Raw genomic sequence first — 23160 nt, forward strand, 5'->3', positions numbered from 1 at the left:
GTGGATAGTGGACATTGTACTCTGAATACCACCGCCCATGTGTAAGCGTTTACACATTGTAATAACAAGCGTAACTGATTTACATTCTAGTCGTCTATACCACTTATGACCCTATATACACAAAAACCCTTCATTTCCAAAACTTTACTCCTAATACAATGGAATCATTTTGAAATAAAATATCAAAATTTACATATTATTCTGTAAAAAAAGCACAAAATCCACTCCTCTGAAGAAGTGGATTTTCAGCCTCATTGAGGTTCATTCATCTCTATTTTTCGTAACGACCGATTATTTCTAACACTTTCTCGGTCATCGACGTATCCACGGCATCATTAAAGTCAATGTCTCCGCTGATCGCTCCGTTCGCATCATACATTTCAAACTGCTTCTTAATATCATCCACGAACATTTCCCCATTCGGGTCGAGCCCTGTCACACCGACTTTTTTCCAAATCTCAGGATCCTTCAAAGCTGTGTGTTTAGTCATGATGTCAATAACCTCGTCAAGTCCATCATCATGAAGGAAAGCATCGTTGTAATCACGTACACCTTTCAAGTAAGCGGCCATGAAACGTAAGGAAACATCCGTTTCTTTTTCAACGAACGAAGGTGAACCTAAGACCATAGCGATTTGTGCATCTGGCGCATAATCGGTCGCATCCCCAAAACGCACATGCAGCCCTTCCGATTCCCCTTGGGTGATCAATGGTTCAATTTGGAGAGCGGCATCGATTGATTTGTTCCCCATAGCTGCGAGCATGTTGCCGAAGTCAGACATGAGAACGAGCTCAACGTCATCTTCCGTCAATCCTGCGTGGTCTAGCATACGATGATAAATATAGTCATCCACTGCGTTTTTAGAAGAAACAGCGATTCGTTTCCCTTTCAAATCCGCGTAATCCTTAATTTCACCTTGTAAATCTTCACGGATAACAAAACTGAAGTATGAGTTACCGTCATAATAGTGACCTTTATCAGCAATGATTTTTACGTCAATGCCTTGTGCAATCGCATTGAAAAAGGAAGCGGTTGATACGCCACCCGCAATATCCACTTCCCCAGCTGCTAATGCTGGGAGCATGTCGTCACTGTTAGCGAATGTCGTGAACTTGATATCGATGTTGTAATCATCAAAGTACCCTTTTTCTTCGGCAATATAAAAACCTGCCCCTGAGGCAGCGCCATCTTCAGCTATGACGACGGTGGCTTCTTCTTCAAGGGGTGCCAGGTCACCGGATGGGGCTTTTTGCGACTCTTTCTGCTCCTCTTTTTGCTCATTAGCTCCACATCCCGCTAAAACAAAAACAACAAATAAAAAAGACAATAAAGCTAAAGTTTTCTTTATCATGGGAGTTCGTTCCCCTTTCTAATTTCTTGATCGTTGCACTTCGTCTTGAAGGTGATTCCAAATCTCCACAAATTGTTCTGCCATAACAGGATCTGCACGAACTTGTTCCATGTTCCTTGGCCGTGGCAGGTTGATGCGTTTTTCATCAATGATTTTCCCTGGTTGGGAGCTCATTAACAGGATACGATCACTAAGTAGGAGGGCTTCATCTATGCTATGAGTAATGAATAACACAGTTTTCTTCGTTTCTGACCAAATATTGAGCAGTTCTTCCTGCAAAATGAATTTATTCTGTTCATCAAGAGCAGCGAATGGTTCATCCATCAGCAAGATTTCCGGATCGTTGGCAAAAGCGCGCGCGATACTGACTCGCTGTTTCATCCCACCGGACAACTCTTTCGGATACAATTCAGCAAAGCGATCGAGGCCGACTTTTTCCAAATAATAAGACGTACGCTGCTTGATTTCATTATGTGGCAAATGCCTCATCTTCAAGCCAAAGCTCACATTCCCTTCAACAGTCAACCATGGAATGACTCCACGTTCTTGGAAGACCATTGATTGGAGCGGGCGGTCTGCTTGGCTGCGGGCTATCTCGAATGTTCCAGAACTCGGTTTCTCTAATTCTGCTAGTATGCGGAGCAATGTCGTCTTCCCGCATCCACTCGGTCCAACGAGACAAACGAACTCTCCATCGGCAATATCAAGCGAGATCCCTTCAAGCGCTGTGACTCGACTTTCTTTTTTATAAAAAACTTTCGTCAAATCATTGATTGATATTTTCGGATCCATACCATCCTCTCCTTCCATCCTTTACCGCCACGGCAGTAACTTAGCTTGCAAACCTCTCAGCATCAAGGAAAACAGGTACCCAAAGAAAGATATGAGCACAAGGCCGACGTACATCTCTTTCAATAAGAAGGCTTTGTAGGAGGTCCAAATCAAGTATCCTATTCCTGAGTTCGCCCCCATCATTTCTGCTGCGACAATAGTGAGTAAGGCAATTGCCTGCCCCATTTGAATCCCTTCCAACATGACAGGGAGTGAGCCCGGCAGAGCTATCTTGAAAAAGAATTGCTTAGAATCGGCGCCGTAATTTTTGGCAACATCCAAATAAATCCGGTCGATATTGATTACTCCTGCAACGGTGTTGATGATAACGGGAAAAAATACACTTCCTGCAATGGTGACAATTTTGGAAACTTCTCCGACACCAAATAAAATGATGATGATTGGCAATAAGGCAAGCGTCGGAATTGGCATCAAGGCCATAACAAGAGGCGATAAGAAGTGTCGTACTGGTGAGTAGAGCCCCATCAGTAATCCGAGGACAATCGCCGGAATCACACCAAGCAAAAACCCTGCAAAAATACGGTAAAGCGAAATGCCGATATGACCGAACAACTCGCCGCTCATTCCCATCGCCCAGAAGGTACCGACAATCTCTGACGGTGGCGGGAAGAAACGCGCGTCAATCAACCCCGTGCGTGATAAAAATTCCCACAGCAATAAAATGAAGATTGGCGATGAAATGGTCAACACTTGTTTGAACCGGTGTTGAAGCTGCCTTTTTTTCCATTCCTTTTTTTCAATTAGTAAAGGATCGTGAACAAGTTCCCTTTCACGCTCTTTCATGTTTCACCACCTCTTTGCTAATTTATGTACATCTGCCTATTTGTGTGAAAGAGACTTAACCCTTGTAATACGATGTGCATCGTATTACAATGTCATTAGAATAATTTGGTAAAGGTGTGAAACTATGGACCGGGAAATCATGAAAGGAAGCATTGATATCCTTATGCTCAATCTTGTCAACAGACACGATATGTACGGTTACGAAATCGTGAAGCATTTGAGAGAAGAAAGTGACCAATTGTATAACATGAGCGAAGGGACGCTTTATCCCGCACTTAAACGTTTGGAAAAAAAAGAATGGCTTACTTCTTATTGGACAGAAACTACACATGGGCGGAGAAAATATTACAAAATCACAGATGAAGGACGTAAAATCCTACTCCAAAAACTGGAGGAATGGAAGAGTGTGAACGATCTGATCACAAAAACGACAGGTGATTTCACATGAAAAAATTTGAAAAGCATGTTAATCAGATTTTAAACCAGATGCAAAGCCCACCTGAAGAGCGCGAAGAAATCAAAGAAGAACTGTTAACCCATCTTGAAGCAGCCAAACAAAACTACATAACCCATGGAGAGAAAGAGAAAACTGCTGAAAAGCTCGCAATCCAAGATTTCGGGGCTCCTGCTATGGTCGGCGATGGATTACAGGAGACTCTTTATCCTTTTCAGCGGGGACTTCTTTATGGCATCGGGGTTGCAACCCTTTTATTAGGGGTGTTCCTGCATCTGAACATGGCCTTTTCATTCGGTGAACCTGAACCGATTTGGCTATTTACCCAACTCGTCTTTGGGAGTCTGGTCACTTTAGCTGCAATGAATATATCCTGGATGGGGAGACACTTCTGGTCTGTTAATGTCATCGTCTTCTTAACAGCGATATGGAATGGCTTTAACCTTGTAATCGTTACACAGTTCTTTTCCCTACAAGTCATCTTGTTCATGACTTATATATTTATCCTTGTACTTTTGTGCTTAATTTTCATCGGTCGTAACTCCTACTTCGCATCAGAAAAGACAAACGCCGCTCCAAAGGAAAAAACAATAACGAAGATCAGTCATATTCTCAATATTATTTTTGGCGTAATAATCTGTATCGCAGCACTATTAATGGTGTGGGGGATGTTAGTATTCACAGGTTTTACATGGAGAAGCTTGCTTCCGATTAGTGTGATCATCGCCTGGCTCATTTTCTATAAATTTCAAATGGTACTGATCGGCAAACGTCCGATTTTGGCTATTTTTACCGGGTTGTTGTTCATGGGCGCTGTAGCCATCTCTCCATTTACCATCTTAAAAGTATTTATGTAAAGGAGGAGTTTATGTATGGAAGAAATCCTTGAAATTATCGGATGGCCGGTCTTGCTCGGCTTCTTGGTTATCCATGTCGCTCTACTCCTATTCAAATGCACAAAAGCTGTTCTTCTTACAAGTAAAGTAATGGCAGGAACTGGAGTACTTCTAATGTGCCTCGGACTTATCCAACATCTGCTTTTGGGTGTTTATGGGGTGATTATCATGCTCTGTGGTATTGTCTTCAACTTCCTGACTAAAGATCACATGGAAAGTAGGTGAATCAATCGATGGCACTAAAAAAGAAAAATCTTCTATTTATAAGCGGCGTGGTTATTCTTTTCATTACCCTATACTGGACAGGGACTTTCGCGGATCCTCAAACCGGTCATACAGGGATTGGACATAATCCAGCGCTTTCCCCGGACGATCAGGAAATTGCTTTTACTTATTTCAAAAATGACCATGGTTCTCTTTACACGGCGCCTGCGGAGGGGGAGAAGCAGAACGTCTCCTGGATCCGGAAGATGGGAAAGATGACCTTCGACCAACTTATTCTCCAGACGGAGAGTCGTTGATTTTCCTGCGCGAATGGGACGGGGAAGAGCATTTATATAAACAACTGATGCTTTATGAAGACGGTAAAGCTCGCTCTCTCCTTGATAAAAATGAATATGTACCTTTCGCAGAATTCGCTCCTGATGGAGAACACTTGTATTTTGTAAAAAACAGCAAGTATACCGAAACTTCCAACAATCGAACACAACCAAACGGTTTCGATATTTATAAAATGAACCTGGGTACAGAGGATATAGAACAAATTACGAACATGAATACCGTGTCGATTTCTTCTCTGCAAGTCATCGAAGACGGAGAAAAACTAATGTACAGCACTAGCTACGAAACTTCCAGCATTGAAATTCTCGACCTGAGCACAGGTGAAACAAAAACTATTCTTCCTGAGTCCACAGACTATTCAAAAGCTCAAAGCCCGTCGTTGTCGGCACCAAGATTATCTCCAAATGGAGAAATGATTGCCTTTGCAGATGTCGCATCAAAATCAAAGAATGGAACGTTTCAATATGAAATTTTCACTATGGATACAGAAGGGGAAAATATTTCACAAGTAACCAATTTCTCTGACTATGCCGGCAAGCCGCTTTTCTTTCAAGAGTCCAATAAACTATTCATAACCGTCGATCGCAACTTCGCTGGTAGACAACCAGATTACGAGTATTGGGTGGTTGAGCGTGATGGAACAAATAGAAAGCAGGTCATAATAGAAATTCCTGACCATGAGGAAGAAACTTCCTGACCTTTTCGCTCTCTTAATTAGTCCAAGCTACCGATTACAACCACACAGCGATATCCTTCCTCCAAACGAAGTTATTCAATAAAACAGTAAAAAGATCAGCCTCTCATATAGAAGAGACTGATCTTTTTCATCGTGGACTAACAGTTTCGAATGTATTAGGGTCCGCTTCAATTTCAATATTTTCCGGAACCTTTATATATAAAGCGGACATACTCCAGCCACTAACGATATCCCCGGAGTTTTTTTCATCTGAGAACTGCTTATACGGGAATTCCTTTTCATACAATTTATATTCAATTTGGACCGTTTCAGACGGGAACACGTTAAGCTTACCCTCTGATAAGTCTACCCTGGGTTTGTAGCGTCGCTTGATTGCAATGCCGTTGATACTCATTGGCGTTTGGTAGTATGTCGCTTCGACAGCGTTTTCTACCGACTCTGTATGTTCGACAAAAATGTTCACCCCATTCACATCGTTACTGGGTGTTGATAAAAACAGTTCATCGCTCTCGTAATCCAACGTCCACTGTTCCATAATGAGTCCTTCATCAATCTGCTCCGTTTTTCCTTCTTGCAAATGAGTATAGAGCTGTTCAGATTGTGTGTCAGGTACACTTCCCTCTTCTTGAGAATCGATTCGATCGACCGGCAGCAAAAGAAAAATGCTGGTCGAGACTAACAATAAGACAACGTATCCTATCATCATCCACCATCCAGTCTTTCCACGTGATAAACCGACTTTTGCGCTTTTACTCGTAGTAATAGTAAGCATAAGTACCACCACTAGAATAATCAGGATAGGTAAAAAGCTGAGTATCATTGTTTCACCTCCAACCGGTTAGATATAAGGGTGGCAAGCGCGTAAAAAATAGTTGTAGCTGCAATTGTCTTTATGACAAACAAAATAAAATTGGATTCTTGAAAAATGAATTTCAAAACGAATGAATCTACGGACATCCCGCTTCTGCTTAGTAAAATCAAGGTTCCAAACACGATAACGGGAAGTAAGATGACAAACATTTTATTCCATTGGATAATCATGCCGGACAAATATCCAATACTGCTGAACAGAAAGATGCTCAAGGTGGTGGCAAGGAAACCAATGATGAACACACCCGGACCTACTGCTCCACCAGCAAGGAAGATTTCCTCACCAGGAAGGAAAAAGTAAGTGATCACTTTCAGCAAGTATCCTGACAGGATTGCTGTAATGGCCCCGATTCCACAAATGGTGAACAAGAAAGCAATAGTTGAAAAAGTACTGCTCGCCCGATTGGTTACAAAGGCAAAATCATCCTCACGGTAAGCTTTAGTCGTTAAGAGGAAGGCGGTTATGAATCCCCAGAAAATCGTAAATATCAGCACCATATCAGCGTTGAAATAATCTATACGAATATCATAACCTGTGGTCCCTCTCCCTCTCGAGCCCGTTCCATTCAGTGAAAACAACACGCCAAGCAGTTGTATGATGACCAGTGAGGTAAACACACCAATATACGCCCGCCACTTGTAACTAAATTGTTTTTTTACGATATCAGCGGTCTGGACTTCGATCAAAGACATCGTCCACACCTCCTTTTCTCCCTTTTTCATCAGTCACATAGACACACAAATCACTTGCTGATACGGCTGACAAACCGATGCCCGCCAGCTGCATTTGCTGCCGTTCATATTCATTAAACGTATTCTCAACAACCATATACCGATCATCCACGCCTGTTTCCCGAGTATAAAAAACTTCCTGATTCTGAACCCAAGGCTCCAGTACATCCCTCTTGCCTGCAAGACCAATACTGTACTCTTTCAGCTCATCCATCGACATTTGCCAATAGAGTTCCCCTTTATCGATAAGTACGATTTCTTCCAGAACATCTTCCATTTCTTCTAAATGATGAGTCGATAAGAGGATTGTACGTGGGTGTGCCAAATAATCCTTCAACAAGGCACGGTAAAAATCTTTCCTCACCGCAGCGTCCATACCGGTCGTAGGCTCATCGAAGATTGTCAATGGCGAACGTGAGGCCAGCCCAATAATCATGTTAAACGTGCTTTCATACCCTTTAGACAATTCATTATGACGCTGCTTCGGATGAAACCCGAAGTATTTGAATAAGCGTCCGGCAAGTTCGTGATCCCAATTGTGGTAAAAGCGCCGCCCCTCTTCTAGTATTTCTTTCAAGGTGAGTGGGGCAGGGAAATTCATCTCATCATCAATATAGATCGTGTTGGCTGAGACAAACAAATCGTTGAACGGTCTCCTTCCATACACCTCTACACTACCGGACTGTTCTTTCAATAGCCCTGCTAAAATTTTCATGAAAGTCGTCTTTCCTGCCCCATTGCGTCCGACCAGGCCGACAATTTTATTTTCGTCGATCGAAACAGTAAAGTCGCTGAGCGCTTTTTTCCTCCGATAAGTTTTCGTTAAACTCTTACATTCGATTGCCTTCATCACTCTTCTCCCTTCCAAGCTTCCCGAACGAGCCCGACAACCTCTTCTTCGGACATCTCAAGGTGACCCGCTTCAGTAATGAGATCATTAATCTTTTTTTTCAAGGTTTGATTTTTCCGTTTATCCAAGATGATAGATTTCGCAGCGTGAGAAACGAACTTACCAATCCCGCGCTTGTCATAAAGGATGCCCTCTTCTGCAAGCTTAGTCAGACCCTTGGCCGCTGTCGCTGGATTAATGTTGTACATATCGGCGAGCTTGTATTGGGAATGAACTTTCTCATCCTGCCTGAAATTATCGTGCAGAATCTCACTCTCCATCCATTCTGCTATTTGGATATAGATCGGTTTCATGCCATCTGTATCGAGGATCACTGTATCGCCTTCTCTCTGAATTGGTGCATTAGTGTTGTAATGTAGTATATTACTTCAACCAGGATTTGACAAGGAATATTCCTATTTAAGTTTTAATTCAGACTGGGCATATTCGCTTGAAATCTCATGAAATCCCCCATACTCCAAATATTGAATATTCCTCTTCGGCGTATCAGTATCCTCCGTGATCCAAAAACACGTTTCAAATAACCAACAAAAGGAAAATGTCTCATACAAGTAAAAAAAGGAGGATACAGCATGAAAGGTGTTACTTATCAGGGAAAAGAGCAAATGACGGTTAAAGAAGTCGAAACTCCAACAATCCAGGAAAATGGAGATATGATTGTCCGTATTACTGCTTCTGGAATTTGCGGGTCCGATCTGCATCTTTATAAAGGCGGTATGGAGCCTTCTCAAGACTATGTCGTCGGACACGAACCGATGGGCATCGTTGAGGAAGTCGGTCCAGATGTAAAGAGTCTGAAAAAAGGTGACCGTGTCGTCATCCCTTTCAATATCGGTTGTGGCGAATGCTTCTTCTGTAAGAACCAAATGGAAAGCCAATGCGACGAATCCAACCCGCACGGAGAACCAGGCGGACTCTTCGGATTCACGGAAATGTTCGGTAATTTCCCGGGGGGCCAAGCGGAATACTTACGTGTTCCTTACGCAGACTTCACATCCTTTAAAGTACCTGAACAAAGTGAATTAGATGACGAAAGTGTAATGTTTTTATCTGATGTTATACCTACTGCTTACTGGAGTGTCGAGCACAGCGGCGTCAAACAAGGAGACACGGTGGTCATTCTAGGTAGCGGGCCGATCGGATTAATGGCGCAGAAATTCGCTAAACTGAAAGGTGCTGAACGTGTCATCGGCGTTGACCAGATTGACCACCGCCTTGAACATGGTAAACGGACCAACAACGTCGAGACATTCAACTTCAAAAAAGAAAAAGACATCGGTGCGCTTTTACATGAAGAGACGAAAGGTGGCGCAGATGTTGTCATAGATTGTGTCGGTATGGATGGAACAGTACCAGAAGAGGAAGAATTCGGTTCTGAATTCGATAACCAGTTCGGGACCATCAGTCCGATCAAAACCGCTTCCCAGGCTGTACGTAAATTCGGGACAGTACAACTGACCGGCGTCTATGGCACTGAAGCGAACGGTTTCCCACTCGGTGACTTTTTCTCCCGAAACGTATCACTGAAAATGGGGCAAGCGCCTGTCATTCACCTGATGCCGAAGCTCTATGACATGGTTGAAAACAATGAGTTCGACCCTACCGATATCATTACACACAGCATGCCACTTGAGGAAGCAGCCAAAGGGTATGACATTTTTGATAAAAAAGAAGATGGAAACATCAAAGTTATCTTGAAACCATAAAGCAATAAAAAGAACCAAGTCGTTTTATCCACGTCTTGGTTCTTTTTATTGTTCAAAATGTCGTATTTTATCAGCTGTACATCTCATCAATAGCATTAAACCGTAGTCTATATTTTTGAAAAGCAAATCCCACTCTCTCAACTTCGGATATACAGGAAGCCCCCCTCATTCGTCTTTCACCTTGCAATTTTCATGTATTTAATACACACTGATCATAGTCAGAATATTCCTTATACATAAAAAATGAAACCAAAATTTATCCAAAGTTTTTTGAAAGCGATTACATATTGAGGAGGATCTGTATGCTTCGAGGAATTACCAGTTTTTTTGATCGTTTAATTCAGCGTTATCTGCCAGATGCTTTTTTGTTTGCTGTCATCCTGACGTTAGTTGTATTCGGATTAGGTGTATTTTTCACAGGAAGCTCGCCCGTACAAATGGTACAGTTCTGGGGTGATGGATTTTGGGATCTTTTAGCTTTTGCTATGCAAATGTCATTGATTGTCGTCACAGGCTACATATTGGCTAACACTCCCTTTGTGAAATCAATTCTACAGAAGTTAAGTACGTTGGCAAGAACACCTCGGCAGGCTATTTTATTAGTTTCTTTTGTTGCTGCAATCGCTTGTTTAATCAACTATGGGTTTGGCCTGGTGGTTGGCGCTTTGCTAGCTATCCATGTAGCGAGGCGTGTGCCTAACGTAGATTATCGATTGCTGATGGCAAGTGCTTACAGTGGTTTTTTACTTTGGCATGGCGGTTTTTCAGGTTCCATACCATTAACAATCGCATCAGAGGATCATTTTCTTTCTGAATCTATCGGTTCTATTCCTATCACAGACACACTTTTCAGTGGAATGAATCTATTTATTGTTCTAGTCTTACTATTGACCCTTCCATTACTTAACCTGTGGTTATTAAAGTCTAATGGAGATTTAAGTAAAAACAATCTTGATTTCATAAAAGACGATTCTGATGAAGAGCAGCTTGCCGCTACCACAAGTGATTTGACCCCTGCTGAACGATTGGAAAACAGTAAGATCATCTCATTATTCATAGGACTATTAGGTTTATCTTTCATTGTCTACCATTTTGTTCAAAGTGGGTTTGATCTGAATATTAATATTGTGAACTTCATCTTCCTGTTTCTAGGTATCGTCTTCCATAAAACACCTAGAAATTTCTTGAATAGTGTGAATGATGCGGTTAAAAATGCGGGTGGAATTATCATTCAATTTCCGTTTTATGCAGGAATCATGGGAATGATGGTCGCTTCAGGTTTATCCGAACAAATGTCTACCTGGTTCGTCAATGTTTCCACTGAATTCACTTTTCCATTATTCGCTTTCATCAGTGCTGGAATTGTGAACTTCTTCGTCCCTTCCGGCGGTGGTCAATGGGCGGTACAAGCTCCTATTATGATTCCTGCAGCAATGGATCTTGGAGTAAGTACAGCAAAAACAGCTATGGCGGTAGCATGGGGAGATGCCTGGACCAATATGATTCAGCCTTTCTGGGCATTACCTCTGCTCGCAATTGCTGGTTTAAAAGTGAAGGACATCATGGGCTTTTGTGTCATTATCTTAATTTGGAGTTTCATACCGATTTCCTTCGCCCTTTTATTTTTGAACTAGAGTACCTCAAACGATAACTGCCACTGGAAAAGACGGACAATAGAGAAGAATGGATCAACTGGAGCGTAGGCAACATACGTAAACTCCTGCTGGAACAGCACGAGGCGAAGTCTTCGGATGAAAACGGTCTTTGCTTTCAGAGGATGAGACCGTGTCCGCGTAAAGCGAAGTATGTTGCCGAAAGCGGATTATGCTATTATTACTTCATAAAGAAAACCCGGACGAAAAAAATTCGTCCGGGTTCTCTAGTGGGAAAATTCTTTTATCCCACCCTCTTTTCATTCATTAATTCTGTTTCAGTTTCTCGACCTCGCCCCGTTTACTGTTCTTTTTCCTTAATCAATTGTTTCAATTCATCCAATTCGTCCATGATTTTTTGCATATCTTCACTCTCTTCCTTCGCGTGCTCGGAAAGTTTCTGGGCATTGTTGACAATTTCACCGACAATTAAATTCAAAATTATAAACGTTGAAACTACAATAAATGAAACGAAGTACAACCATGACCAGGCTATTTCCGCAAAGATAGGCCGGAAAACTCCACTCGCCCAGCTTTCAAGGGTGAAAACCTGGAACAGAGTCAAAGCACTTAACCCGACATTTCCAAAATACTCCGGCGTAAGCTTCCCAAAAAAACTCGTACCGATGATAGCGTAAACATAAAATATGATCCCCATCAGTATGGTCACGGAACCGATAGCTGGTATCGCCATGAACAATGCAGAGGTCAACCTTTTTAAAGACGGGACTACAGAAATCGTCCGTAGCACCCGTAACACTCTCAAAATCCTTAAAACACCTACAAAATGAGTGTTATATAATACCAAACTTCCAAACACGATAACAAAATCGAAGACATTCCAACCATCTTTAAAAAAGTTTTGCCGATACACGGCCAGCTTTACAAGGATTTCAATGGTGAAAATGGCTAATATCAACACATCTAAGAAGACAAACACAGATTGATAGTTTTCGTAGAGAGAGTTATTTGTTGCTAGTCCGATCAGGACAGCATTTACTAAAATGACCCCTAATATAAAACGTGAAAAAAGCTTATGTTCAACAAAACAGTGTAGACTAATTCCCATTTCCCCACTTTCCCTCAGCCAAGAGTTGCAGCATTCAATATTCTCCCGTCTTTTATAATGAATTTCCTCTAATTATCATTAAATGATTTTAAATATCGGTCTTCCATGGTTAAGCCCACTTCTGTACATCAATGCATAACTGTTGGTATGCTTTCGATTCATGTACCATTTTCTTATCCTGGTACACTTGAGCGAGCCAACGGAGTGGTTTAGGATCACTCGGTTTCATTTCCATTTCCAGCTGGAAGCATTCTAATGCTTTGTCCAATTGTTCCAATTCATAATACCATTCGCCCAACTGCTGCATTTGATCAAGGTCGTCGCGGATACCATTCATTCTATCTACTTTTTCGATAATACTGAAGTGCCGTGGAAATCCAGACAAGCGTTCGGAAATGTCTTCCAGATCAAGAGTTTCCATCAATGCCTTTACGTATTTTTCCAAAAGAGGCTCTGCATTTTCCGGATGAGCGGCGACAATTCGCTCCATAAGTGCATTCATGGATTCTGGATGTTCGGTAAAGTCGAATGTTTCCAGGGTGGTAGATAAAGCTTGAAGCTGACTGTTATCGAGCTCGACGCCTTGTTCTGTCACCAACTTTGAAAGTTTATGAAGTTGTCTTGTATGCATGTATTTTTGGAAAAGATCTTCCGACAGCCGATCGAAGGAAGGGAGCGATCGGGACAATTCCTCTAGAAGGCAGGTATGGCTATTTTCATCAAAGTGATGATTCACTACATTGATAAACGTTTGGTAACCCTCGTTCGTTGGATGTACTGAAATTTCTTTCATATGGATGGAAACAGCTTCAATCCAGCGATTTTCATTCTCGAGAATCGATATTTTCAGGTGATTGCTTGCATTCTCTTCCGCGAAAAGAGGGTCACGATTTTTGAGTTTCTGTGATTCCTCTTCATACATCGTGTGGAACTTACTGAAGGAAAGGTCATTACCGACTTGTTTGACGAAGCTGTTTTTCGGCGCAAAATCCCTCAGTTCGCGGACAATCGTATAAGCAGCGAACATTTTCCCTTCACGACGGTATTGATAGAAAAGTGATTTTATCTCTTTGAACAGTTGCTTTTTCGGAATAAATGATTCAAAAAATGTGAGGATATGAGCTTGCTCTTGTTTGGTATGATTGTGGTCTATTTTTTTAATCAGTTGAGGGTAACTGAGCTTTTGGAGGGGCTGATTCTCTGTGACAAGCGCTTCTATAAATGGGTGTGGGGCTTCATAAATGGCCCCTTCACTGAAGGCTTGAGCAATATAAGAATATCTTTTGAGGCTTTTCGTTTTGACAGCCGTAAGGAATTGTTGTTTATAGAAGAAAAGATAATACATCTCATTGTGTTCATTTATGGCTTCCATCACTTGTCCTTGCTTGAAAAAAGTGACGCGTTCAGGATGCACACATTCGGGGTTCTTCTGCTTGTTGCTCACTAATTGAATTGATTTCACAATACCGTCCTCCCTCTTTCCTCCACTATATCACACCTCTTCATCTACTCCTAAACAAGAAGTAATCGATTTTGCATCAGAATTCTTCCGCAAAACGGGAGTTCGCTTTTATAAGTCTGCAAACTTTGTCACTTTGATGTTACATTTGTAAAAAACATACCATTGAAAAAAGTCTGTCAACCCTTCCATTCTAGTAAATTTTCTATTTGATGGATGATACTTCCACCCAGACAAACTAATAAGAGATTTCCACAAAAGGGGTCAAATCTAGAGGTGATGCTGAGTTTCCTTTCTAAATCTTCAAAAGTAAGAGAATCCATCCTTTCAATACCAAAAATATCCTCCTATATTACAAGATTCTGATGGTACGATAGAGTCGTTCCAAAAATACAAATTTTCTAGGAGGAGTTTTCAGTATGATCAAGAAATCATTAATCGTATCAGGAGCTCTCGCTCTATCCTTACTTGCATCTCCAGCTACATCTCTAGCATCTTCAGGAGATGTGCAACAAAACTATGAAGTGGATACAAAAACCATTCAAATAGATTCTGAACAAATCCTTAACTGGGTAAATGAAAACCAGGATTCAATTCAGAATAACAAGCTTCAACAGGCTGATATTCAATCTCTATTGGAACAATTCCAAATGAAGCAGCAGCCTCCAGAAGCTCCAGTTGAACAAGAAGAACCAGCTGAACAAGAAGCACCTGCTGAAGAGCAGTCTAAAGAAGAAACTCCAGCTGAAAAGCCTGAAGCACAGCAAGCTCCAGAGGCAGCTCCACAAGAGTCAACTGAAGAAGCACAACCAGAAGAAAACACGCAAGAAGAAGCAGCAGCTTCAGAGGTTTCTGAATTTGAAAAACAAGTTGTTGAATTGACGAATCAAGAACGTGAGAAACAAGGTCTGGCTCCACTAGAGTTGGATACAGAATTAAGTGCCGTAGCGAAAGACAAGTCTCTGGACATGCAGCAAAATAATTATTTCTCTCACAATAGCCCTACTCACGGATCTCCGTTTGACATGATGAAAGCTTACGGAATCGATTACCGTACGGCTGGTGAGAACATTGCGATGGGGCAAACGTCTCCTGAACAAGTAGTAGAAGGCTGGATGAATAGTGAAGGGCACCGTAAAAACATCATGAACCCTAACTTCACCCACATCGGAGTCGGCCATGCAGAGAACGGCAACTATTGGACACAAATGTTCATAGGAAAATAATAGATATTGAAGTTCAGATGCCACCGGAATTTCCGGTGGCATCTTTTTATTCAAAAAAACAAAATCCAGATGCTGATTGATGGTCCTTCCAAATCATCATTTTAGATGCTCAAACTCTACTAAAATCAACCGTATGACTTTTTTTCTTTTTTATATGTAGAAAACCTATTGCAATTCGTCTGAATATTCACTAAAATCAATCATACTTTATCTATATTAAAACAAAAGGAAGTGTTCTTTTTGAATACACAAACCGTAAGCCATCTTTATAACGTCTGCCACCTCTGCCACGGAACCGGAACGTATGAAGAGTACGATGATAGCAAGGCGAATATGATCATGGACCACTATCAGCGTACGAACCACGCAAAGGACACAATAGCCTGGAAACTAGCCATTGAAGAAACAAGCTATGAAAAAGAATGCATCCGCTGCCACGGAAACGGCCATGTGCTGAATGATGAAGGAAAGCAGGTGTACCGTGAATTACAGCAGTTCGCATAAATATTGAAAAAGGGGAGCGTCTCATTCCATTGAGTCGCTCCCCTTTTCATTGCAGTGCATTCTGTTATTGTAGACCGGTCACTATTTGTCCTTAGATCTCCGGCGATTTCAGTGGGGTTGCGCTTATTAAGCTTTCGTCCGGTAAGCCGTGTTGTGGCCTTTCAACGTCTCATCTGTTCCGAAAAGGAAGTGTTTCTTCATGTCCGGGGAATAAACAGAGTTCACAGTCTCTCTTCCTACCGTTTCAGCGACTTCACGCAGCATGCTTGGCGAAGCACCACAACACAAACCAATATAGTTAACACCAGATTGTTGCGCTTCCGCTGCCCAGTCAGCAAGTTCGTAGCGGTTGCAGTAAAGCGGATCAAGCGATGTCGGGAAAGTCGTTTCAGTCGGCAGTGAACATGAACAACCCCCGTCAGGTAAGTTGAAGAACGTCGGGTGATCTTCTGTGGTGCGGTATGGAATCGGCAAAGCCCCTACATACCCCTCCACTTCTTGACGAATCTTTTCAATATACGGCTGCATTGTTGCCGGGCCGCGGAAGCAATTCATTCCTACAACTAGAGCCCCTTGCTTCTCTAATAAACGACAGGCCTCTTCAACCGTGTAGCCATCGCGCAAAATATTTTCACTCATCAGCCCCAGTGTGATGACTGCCGGTAAGTTTTGCCTCTGTATTTCCTCTAAAGCGATTTTTGCTTCTTCATAGTAATAGAACGTTTCTCCATTTACAAAATCGACACCTTCCTCTTTGCACCAGCCTATCATTTCAGCAAAAATCCCTCGGACATTCGCTTTCGATTCCTCATCGTCCGGGTCGAACAGGTTCGTGTTGGAAACGTTCCCAGCTACAAGGGCTTCCTCTTCTGGATGCTCCGCTGCTACTTCTTTAGCTAACCGGATCGCCTGACGGTTCAGCGGTTCCAACAAATCTTCTTTTCCGATGATGCGCATTTTCTCCCTGTGACCATTATAAGTGAAAGCCAATACGACATCGGACCCTGCAAGCATATAATCACGATATGTCTGCTTCAGTGCTTGCGGATTGTCAAGCGCCACTTCCGGGACAAACGAACCAGCTTGCAGATATCCGCGCCTTTCCAGTTCAAATAAATATCCTTCACCACACACGACTGGCCCTTCCTGTAAACGCTGCTCTAAACTTCTCTTCATCAATAACCCACCTTTTTTAAAATTAAAAAAACCCTTCTTCCTGGCAAGAGGAAGAAGGGTTTTAGTTGCTTATGTCCTTCTCTTATCTGCCAGACATTGTAGTCTGTAGGAATTGGCACCATCATCAAGTATCAACTTGAAAGGTTGCCGGGCATCACAGGGCCTAGTCCCTCCGCCACTCTGGATAAGAGTAATCATTCAGTTTTTTTAGCTTGTTGGAAATTATAAAGGGGGTCACAGGTAAATGTCAATCATTTTTCTGATAAGTCTGAAAAGAGGGTCAAAGGTCTGACATTATGTATTTGCATCCCAGTAATGGATTGGTTTAGGAAATTTGGATGAAATGGACTCATCCACGTTTATCACCTAGCCTCCTTGTGAAAGTATGTTAGTAACATTATATATTAGAAAGGAAGAGATGAAATTGAAACGTTGGTCGATTGTATTCTTTCTTGTATTAACAGCTATAGTGTCCAGCGCTTGTGGTACCAATACTGAAGAAGATTCTTCTCCGTCAGAAAATGGAGAAGAAAATACGACGAATGAAGAAAACCAAGAAAAATCAGAAACCCCAGAAAACATTACGGTAACCTTAAACGATCGAGATGGAAATGAAGTAGGTTCTGCAGAATTGGAACAAAAAAATGGAGGCGTGAACATCAAACTCTCAGCCTCTGCTTTGCCTGAAGGAACACATGGTTTCCACATCCATGAAAAAGGGGTTTGTGAAGCACCTGATTATAAATCTGCCGGTGGTCATTTTAACCCGACTGACGTCAGCCATGGCAGCGATTCTGAAGATGGTCCACATGCGGGTGATTTAAATAACATTGACATCCATGAGGAGGGAAATGCCGAAGAAGAAGTGATGGCAGACATGGTGACACTTAAAGAGGGGCAAGACAACTCGCTTCTAGGCGGTGACGGGACTTCCCTTGTCATCCACGCCGGAGCTGATGATCAAAAGTCCCAGCCATCCGGGGATGCAGGCGAACGAATCGCTTGTGGTGTCATTGAAAATTAATCCATTTCCGAGCGGTCAACCATGAGTTGACCGCTCTTTTTCAGTAAGCTTATGAAACCTTTTCACACACACCGCCGTATAAAAGTTAGAAAGCAGGTGACATTGATGAAAAAATTCATAAGCCTTTTCATTCTCATCACTCTCCTCCTTCTTCCTACACGCGTGTTTGCAGTCGAGTTCACGATTGATGAGACCGACATCCATGCTTCTCTAAAAACTGACGGGAAAGTGGAAGTGAAGGAAACACATACGTATAACTTCGAAGGAGAATTCAATGGTATTACGAGGACGCTCATACCAAAAGAAAAAGCAGCCATCACTGATGTGCGCGCCGCAGAAAATGGAACAGATTTAAAGATTGAAAAAGAAGATGAATTATACAAAATCTATCGCGGAGGGTCAGATGAAACGGTCACCATCGATCTTTTTTACACAATAGAAGATGGTATGGAAGTCTATGAAGACATCGCCCAGTTTTACTGGCCTTTTTTTGACAAAAATAATGAATCCACTTATGAGGATTTAATGATTACAATCAAGCCTCCTCAATCATCAGATGTGAAAGCAGCATACGGTTACGATGAAGCGTATGATACGGTCACAATCTCAGACAACGGAACAGTCACATTTAAACTTGGCAAGGTTCTAAATGGAAAAAACGGTGACATCCGTGTCGCATATCCTGCAAGCCTCTTTCCTGAGGCAGCAGTGACAAGCTTTGAGCCAATGCTCGATGAAGTCATTGCGGAAAAGCGAGCCGTGGACGAAGAGGCAGCCGCCCGTGCAGAAGCAACTGCTCAATGGGGAATTCTAGGACCGTACATTATCCTCCCCCTCACTCTAGTTGCCCTAGGGCTGGCTGTTCATGGCCTTAGAAAAAGAAAAGAGACTATGCGTGAAGTTAGACGCCAACGCAGTGGGTTCGGACGATTTCCTAAAGAGAAAATGAGCTTACCTGCAATGATGAAGTTCACGAACTATGGACACTTGCCGACAACAGCTTTGACTTCAGCCTTGCTCGACCTCGTACACAAAGGAAACATCGAACAAATCTCGGAAAAAGAATTCCGAGTCAGCAACAGAGACACCGTGTATGCCCACGAACGCCTTCTTATCGACTGGCTGTTTGATGAAATCGCTCAACAAGAAATGTTCCATGTAGATGATATAGAGCGCTATGCTGAAAAAGAAGAAAACCAGGAAAAATATAGCCAGAGGTTCGACGCCTGGAAGGAAATGGTTAATCAAGAATACCGGCAATATGATTTGCATGAGACTGCAGCAACACCTCGATGGATTTCCGGTTTTGGAGCACTTGTAACTTTGCCGTTTGTCGTCCTTTTCCCTTTTTACGGTCAGTTCATTTGGATGGCAGCCTCTATTGTTCTGCTGGTTTTTTTCATCACCTATAGCATCGCTTACCGCCCATTGAACATCAAAGGTCAGAAAATCAAACAGGAGTTGCAACCTTTAAAAACCGGTGATCAGTGGAAAACATGGGCCAAAGAAGACCAGGTGCCTGCCTTGCTATATCAAATCGGAATTGGCAAACGCGACCTTTTGGCAACGCCTGCGCCCCTCCACACTTCCACTACTGATGACTGGGTGATTTTCTTGATCCTTGGGGCGTCTTTGCAAAACTGCTTCCATTCCGCTGAGCAACATACATCTGTTTCTGCCTCTACAGGAAGTGGCGGCGCGGGTGTTGGTGGCGGTGGTGGAGGTTCTGGAGCCTTTTAAAAAGCCTCAATATCTTTGAAAGGATGTCAATCAGATAAAGAAGGGTCAACCCTGTCAGAAAATAAACATGAAGCAAGGAAGCCCGGGTGACTGTAAGAGTCATCCCGGGCTTCTATTATGTTCAGCGAATCGTATTTAAGTTTAATATGAACCAGGTGAAATAACTGGCTACGGCGAACATCAATATTTTCACAAACATCAGAGGAACAACGAAAATTGCAGAATAGAGAATAGAAATCCACAATACACTCACACCGACCCACTTTGCACGGAGCGGAACACCCCGGTGCTCGCGGTAATCACGGATGTATTTCCCGAAATATTTGTTTGTTAGCAGCCAATCATACATCCGATCTGAGCTACGGACAAAACAGGCTGCTGCCAACAAAAGAAGTGGTGTAGTCGGAATTAAGGGCAGTACGATTCCCAACACTCCAATAATTAAAGAAATCCAACCGAATATGAGGAGCAATACTTTTTTTATCGTTTTCATTATGGTCCTCCACTAAGAAATGGTCACTTGATAATCTGGACCTTCCGGATCATCCTGCCTTCAATTTCCAACACCTTGAAAGTCAAATTGCTCTGCTCAAGAACATCTCCTTCTCCAGGGAAGTCATTGAACTCTTTCAGTAAATATCCGGCTAAGACGTCTTCTTCTTCAGGAATTTCCGTGTCAAAAAAGGAATTGAGCCTGCGAAGAGTAATTTTACCATCACAGATCATTTCAGTTTCTGAAACTTTTTCAATAATCGAATCACTCTCCAGATCCATTTCATCCTCTATTTCAAGACCGATCATCGCCTCGATGACGTCTTCATGAGTAAGGACCCCTTCTGTTCCTCCGTATTCATCTAAAACGATAGCCATGTGTTTTTTCTCTTTCGTCATCTTGCGGAATACCCATTCGATCTTGTGAAACTCATAGACTACTAATGGGTCTTTATACGTATATTCTACAAATGGCTTCCCCGTCTCCATCGCCCACGAAATCAAATACTTTGAGTGGAAAACAGCAACGATATCATCGATGTCCTCCCCATAGACTGGATACCTTGTAAAAGGATGCTGGATGACCATATCACGGACTTCTTCAAAAGAAGCAGCCTCAGAAATGGCAATCATATCAACACGTGGTGTCTTCAATACATCCTTAACGTTTAGATTATAAAAATCCAGCACACCTTTAATACGGTGGGATTCCGCTTCATTAAAAGTCCCTTCGGAATCAGCGATATCAACCATCGTGCGCAGCTCTTCTTTAGAGATGGATACATCGGTGGTTTGTCCTTTAGCTAGTGCTCGGGTAATGAATCCTGTCAACCAGTTCAGGACAATGGTGATCGGCTTGAAAATGACTACAAAAAAACGAATCACAGGCGAAACAGTCATAGCAATCCGATCGGGAAATGCAGCAGCAATGGATTTTGGGAGAACTTCAGAAAAAATAATGATGGTTATTGTCAAAATAGCTGAAGCAAGCCCGACACTGAACCCATACTCGATAGCTAACGTTGTCACAAGTGTCGGTAGCAATATGTTAGCAATGTTATTCCCAATAAGTATAGTCGTTATGAATTCACTCGGCCGTGAAAGTAGACTTAAAAGTTTTCCGGCTTTTTTATTATTTTTATTAGCTCTGGATTGCAGCCTCATTTTATTGGCAGCTGTAAGTGCTGTTTCACTTCCTGAAAAGAAAAGCGAAACAAATAATAATAGGATGATCGCAATGACCACTAGCAAATTCCCCCCTGGATATGTACATTCGTCACTAGACTTTGATTATATAATATTTCTTTTATTACAGTAAAAAATTATCGCTCACAAACCATCTTACCCTGCCTGTCCATTTCTTTAACATCCATATCAGCTCTTCATCTGGAAGATTTGATTTCGGGATATTTGATGAGTGAAGCGAACTATTCCCCGCCGCCATTTGCTATATTGTTTCTCACCCACCAGCGTTCATTAATGATTCATAAATCTCTTTGGTCCTCGAACTCTCATCCCTGCTCAATATCAGATGATCATCTTTGCCTTTGCTGGAAACGTAGAGAAATGGCCCCTCGTTCTTTTGGACAAATAGTAATATACCATTGTATGGGTCTTCCAAACGAAACCGGCCTTTCAGTTGACCGGCGGCTGCAAATCCGTTTGTCTTAATGATGATTTCGGGCATAGTATCAAGCAATTCAACCGAAGTGATTTCTTCCATCGGCCATTCGACACCATACATCCCTGAGACCTCAAAACTCTCTTCTGTAATGATGACTTCATTCTCCATTAATCCGAGCGCCATCAATCCGCCGATAAACATGAAAGTGGCAGCTGAAATAATTCCGGTAATCCACACCATCTTCTTCCTTTTTCGAGGAACTTCATAACGCTGGATCCAGACTATCCCAACCATCAGCACTATTGAAAAAATTCCTATGCTGACCTCAAAGCCAAAGGGAACTGATGAAAGTCCTAACAAAAAAGAGAGGACAAGCAAGTAGAACGTGTACTTTAATAGTATACCGAGAGCATTGATATACCCATTGTATATTAATATTTCTTTTTCTTCCTCAGGTCGACTGCCGAATCCTGATAACAGTCCATATTCTTTTTTCTTCACTACTAAATACGTCAATCCGCCATAGATAATTAACGACCATACCATAACGATAATGAAAACGATTCTTCCTGTATCAATCAAGAGGATTCATCCTCCTTTTCAACTACTGCTGTTCCTGCCAACCAGTCATAGATATTCCTCCTTTTCTTATTTGTAAATGGGACGATTAAGTAAAGTAAAATAGCGACGTTCACTGTGTTCAGGACTATATAAAGGGTCTTTTCAGAGTAACTTGTCGGAAGCATCAACCGCCAAATTGCGAAATGTGCCACTTCCCAGGGCAGAAATTTAATGGCAGTCCGTATAAGAGACCGACTCAACCCTAGTCGATCTCCTTGATCATTCACCACTTGTAAACTCATCTTCCTTTTTCCCCAGGTTCCTTTCCATTTTGAACATTCACTCAAAATAAAGTAAAGAGAGACAGGTGCTGTCATCATCACAAAACCCGTGATCTGAGCTATAACAGGAGAATTGGAAAATAAAAAATTCAAGGGCTGCCTGAACAACAAAGAAACACTCCCCACCACAAAAATCCCATAAGACAAAATGAGGAGATAGTCCAGCAAAAAAGCCAAAACGCGCATTTTAAAAGGGGCATAGTTCATAACCTTCCGACACTCCTCTAAAAGGATTCATTTCTTCTATTATAGTTTTGTCCTGTATTAACTGACAATGGAGAGGTGTTCACCTCAAGTTGTTTTGGTATTCTTTTTTGTCTCAAGGGGCTTACACACTTATCTCACGCTATCAATAACAGGGTAAGATTAAGAAAACTCCGCCATTTATTTTCATTGATTCTTCTATTGACCTTGTTCTTCACTGCTAATAGAATAGCCGAAAGAAAAATGAAACGCTTTTTCTTCGAGGATTTTTCATTA

25 protein-coding genes and 1 riboswitch are annotated in these 23160 nt (G+C 42.1%); of the genes, 11 read left to right on the plus strand and 14 right to left on the minus strand.

The genetic code is table 11. From position 1 onward, the window contains the following. Positions 1–271 precede the first annotated feature (271 nt). From HLI_RS07090 to HLI_RS07100, 3 genes are read right to left on the minus strand one after another with little or no spacing between them, the layout of a single operon-like run. A complete protein-coding gene (locus tag HLI_RS07090; protein ID WP_431357393.1) occupies positions 272–1351 on the minus strand; it encodes an ABC transporter substrate-binding protein in 1080 nt (359 codons plus the stop codon). 18 nt (positions 1352–1369) lie between these two features. Continuing rightward, positions 1370–2143 (minus strand): ABC transporter ATP-binding protein, encoded by a 774-nt coding sequence (locus HLI_RS07095; RefSeq protein WP_241655952.1) that lies wholly within the window; start codon positions 2141–2143, stop codon positions 1370–1372. 21 nt (positions 2144–2164) lie between these two features. Then, on the minus strand, positions 2165–2986 hold the full coding sequence (locus tag HLI_RS07100; protein WP_128524266.1) for an ABC transporter permease: 822 nt from the start codon (positions 2984–2986) through the stop codon (positions 2165–2167). 124 nt (positions 2987–3110) lie between these two features. Between HLI_RS07100 and HLI_RS07105 the strand changes: the two genes are divergently transcribed. The 5 genes from HLI_RS07105 to HLI_RS07125 are packed head-to-tail and all read left to right on the plus strand — an operon-like array spanning position 3111 to position 5594. Beyond that, positions 3111–3434, plus strand: a complete 324-nt coding sequence (locus HLI_RS07105) for a PadR family transcriptional regulator (RefSeq protein ID WP_128524268.1) — start codon at positions 3111–3113, stop codon at positions 3432–3434. After that, a complete protein-coding gene (locus HLI_RS07110) occupies positions 3431–4297 on the plus strand; it encodes a permease prefix domain 1-containing protein (RefSeq protein ID WP_128524270.1) in 867 nt (288 codons plus the stop codon). The genes HLI_RS07105 and HLI_RS07110 overlap by 4 nt, the downstream gene beginning before the upstream one ends. Before the next feature lie 15 nt (positions 4298–4312). Beyond that, positions 4313–4561: a hypothetical protein gene (locus HLI_RS07115; protein ID WP_128524272.1), complete on the plus strand. Its 249-nt coding sequence runs from the start codon at positions 4313–4315 to the stop codon at positions 4559–4561. Between the two features lie 8 nt (positions 4562–4569). After that, the gene (locus HLI_RS07120; RefSeq protein ID WP_128524274.1) at positions 4570–4857 is read left to right on the plus strand and encodes a TolB-like translocation protein; all 288 of its coding nucleotides are present in this window, start codon (positions 4570–4572) and stop codon (positions 4855–4857) included. Next, a complete protein-coding gene (locus HLI_RS07125; protein ID WP_128524276.1) occupies positions 4854–5594 on the plus strand; it encodes a TolB-like translocation protein in 741 nt (246 codons plus the stop codon). Before HLI_RS07120 ends, HLI_RS07125 begins: the two co-directional genes overlap by 4 nt. A gap of 127 nt (positions 5595–5721) precedes the next feature. Here the strand turns inward: HLI_RS07125 and HLI_RS07130 are convergent, their stop codons facing one another. Genes HLI_RS07130 through HLI_RS07145 form a run of 4 tightly spaced genes read right to left on the minus strand, consistent with a single transcriptional unit; the run spans position 5722 to position 8420 of the window. Beyond that, positions 5722–6414 (minus strand): hypothetical protein, encoded by a 693-nt coding sequence (locus HLI_RS07130; protein ID WP_128524278.1) that lies wholly within the window; start codon positions 6412–6414, stop codon positions 5722–5724. Next, positions 6411–7157, minus strand: coding sequence for a hypothetical protein (locus HLI_RS07135; RefSeq protein WP_128524279.1), 747 nt, complete (start codon positions 7155–7157; stop codon positions 6411–6413). The genes HLI_RS07130 and HLI_RS07135 overlap by 4 nt, the downstream gene beginning before the upstream one ends. After that, positions 7129–8046, minus strand: coding sequence for an ABC transporter ATP-binding protein (locus HLI_RS07140; RefSeq protein ID WP_128524281.1), 918 nt, complete (start codon positions 8044–8046; stop codon positions 7129–7131). The genes HLI_RS07135 and HLI_RS07140 overlap by 29 nt, the downstream gene beginning before the upstream one ends. Beyond that, complete coding sequence (locus HLI_RS07145; RefSeq protein WP_206659640.1) at positions 8046–8420, minus strand: GntR family transcriptional regulator; 375 nt, start codon at positions 8418–8420, stop codon at positions 8046–8048. Before HLI_RS07145 ends, HLI_RS07140 begins: the two co-directional genes overlap by 1 nt. 258 nt (positions 8421–8678) lie before the next feature. Between HLI_RS07145 and HLI_RS07150 the strand changes: the two genes are divergently transcribed. Next, entirely contained in the window at positions 8679–9812 is a 1134-nt protein-coding gene (locus tag HLI_RS07150; protein ID WP_128524283.1) for a zinc-dependent alcohol dehydrogenase, read from the plus strand. 302 nt (positions 9813–10114) lie between these two features. Next, a complete protein-coding gene (locus HLI_RS07155) occupies positions 10115–11446 on the plus strand; it encodes a short-chain fatty acid transporter (protein ID WP_128524284.1) in 1332 nt (443 codons plus the stop codon). Between the two features lie 319 nt (positions 11447–11765). Here HLI_RS07155 and HLI_RS07160 read toward each other — a convergent pair whose 3' ends face one another. Both HLI_RS07160 and HLI_RS07165 read right to left on the minus strand, forming a co-directional pair. Next, positions 11766–12533, minus strand: coding sequence for an ion transporter (locus tag HLI_RS07160; RefSeq protein ID WP_128524286.1), 768 nt, complete (start codon positions 12531–12533; stop codon positions 11766–11768). A gap of 109 nt (positions 12534–12642) precedes the next feature. After that, on the minus strand, positions 12643–13995 hold the full coding sequence (locus HLI_RS07165) for a tetratricopeptide repeat protein (RefSeq protein ID WP_128524288.1): 1353 nt from the start codon (positions 13993–13995) through the stop codon (positions 12643–12645). Between the two features lie 416 nt (positions 13996–14411). On the opposite strand from HLI_RS07165, the gene HLI_RS07170 reads away from it, so the two are divergent. Both HLI_RS07170 and HLI_RS07175 read left to right on the plus strand, forming a co-directional pair. Next, complete coding sequence (locus HLI_RS07170; protein WP_128524290.1) at positions 14412–15218, plus strand: CAP domain-containing protein; 807 nt, start codon at positions 14412–14414, stop codon at positions 15216–15218. Between the two features lie 231 nt (positions 15219–15449). Beyond that, the gene (locus HLI_RS07175) at positions 15450–15722 is read left to right on the plus strand and encodes a multiheme c-type cytochrome (RefSeq protein ID WP_241655953.1); all 273 of its coding nucleotides are present in this window, start codon (positions 15450–15452) and stop codon (positions 15720–15722) included. 126 nt (positions 15723–15848) lie between these two features. On the opposite strand, the gene HLI_RS07180 is transcribed toward HLI_RS07175, so the two are convergent. Further along, on the minus strand, positions 15849–16898 hold the full coding sequence (locus HLI_RS07180; protein WP_128524294.1) for a homocysteine S-methyltransferase family protein: 1050 nt from the start codon (positions 16896–16898) through the stop codon (positions 15849–15851). A 79-nt stretch (positions 16899–16977) separates the two neighbouring features. Beyond that, positions 16978–17089: riboswitch (SAM riboswitch) on the minus strand. Positions 17090–17316: 227 nt separating this feature from the next. Here HLI_RS07180 and HLI_RS07185 point away from each other — a divergent pair. After that, positions 17317–17922: a superoxide dismutase family protein gene (locus HLI_RS07185; protein WP_347232267.1), complete on the plus strand. Its 606-nt coding sequence runs from the start codon at positions 17317–17319 to the stop codon at positions 17920–17922. A gap of 105 nt (positions 17923–18027) precedes the next feature. Further along, positions 18028–19662 (plus strand): DUF2207 domain-containing protein, encoded by a 1635-nt coding sequence (locus HLI_RS07190; protein ID WP_164908507.1) that lies wholly within the window; start codon positions 18028–18030, stop codon positions 19660–19662. Between the two features lie 121 nt (positions 19663–19783). Here the strand turns inward: HLI_RS07190 and HLI_RS07195 are convergent, their stop codons facing one another. The 4 genes from HLI_RS07195 to HLI_RS07210 all read right to left on the minus strand — a co-directional run bounded on the left by HLI_RS07195 (position 19784) and on the right by HLI_RS07210 (position 22887). Further along, positions 19784–20155 carry a YbaN family protein gene (locus HLI_RS07195; RefSeq protein WP_128524300.1) on the minus strand — a complete coding sequence of 124 codons (372 nt, stop codon included), beginning with the start codon at positions 20153–20155 and terminating at the stop codon, positions 19784–19786. A gap of 23 nt (positions 20156–20178) precedes the next feature. Continuing rightward, entirely contained in the window at positions 20179–21399 is a 1221-nt protein-coding gene (locus HLI_RS07200; protein ID WP_128524302.1) for a hemolysin family protein, read from the minus strand. Positions 21400–21613: 214 nt separating this feature from the next. Next, entirely contained in the window at positions 21614–22360 is a 747-nt protein-coding gene (locus HLI_RS07205; protein ID WP_128524304.1) for a hypothetical protein, read from the minus strand. Beyond that, a complete protein-coding gene (locus tag HLI_RS07210) occupies positions 22357–22887 on the minus strand; it encodes an RDD family protein (RefSeq protein WP_128524306.1) in 531 nt (176 codons plus the stop codon). The genes HLI_RS07205 and HLI_RS07210 overlap by 4 nt, the downstream gene beginning before the upstream one ends. Positions 22888–23160: the final 273 nt, after the last annotated feature.

It is taken from the genome of Halobacillus litoralis (assembly GCF_004101865.1).
GTDB lineage: Bacteria > Bacillota > Bacilli > Bacillales > Halobacillaceae > Halobacillus > Halobacillus litoralis_A.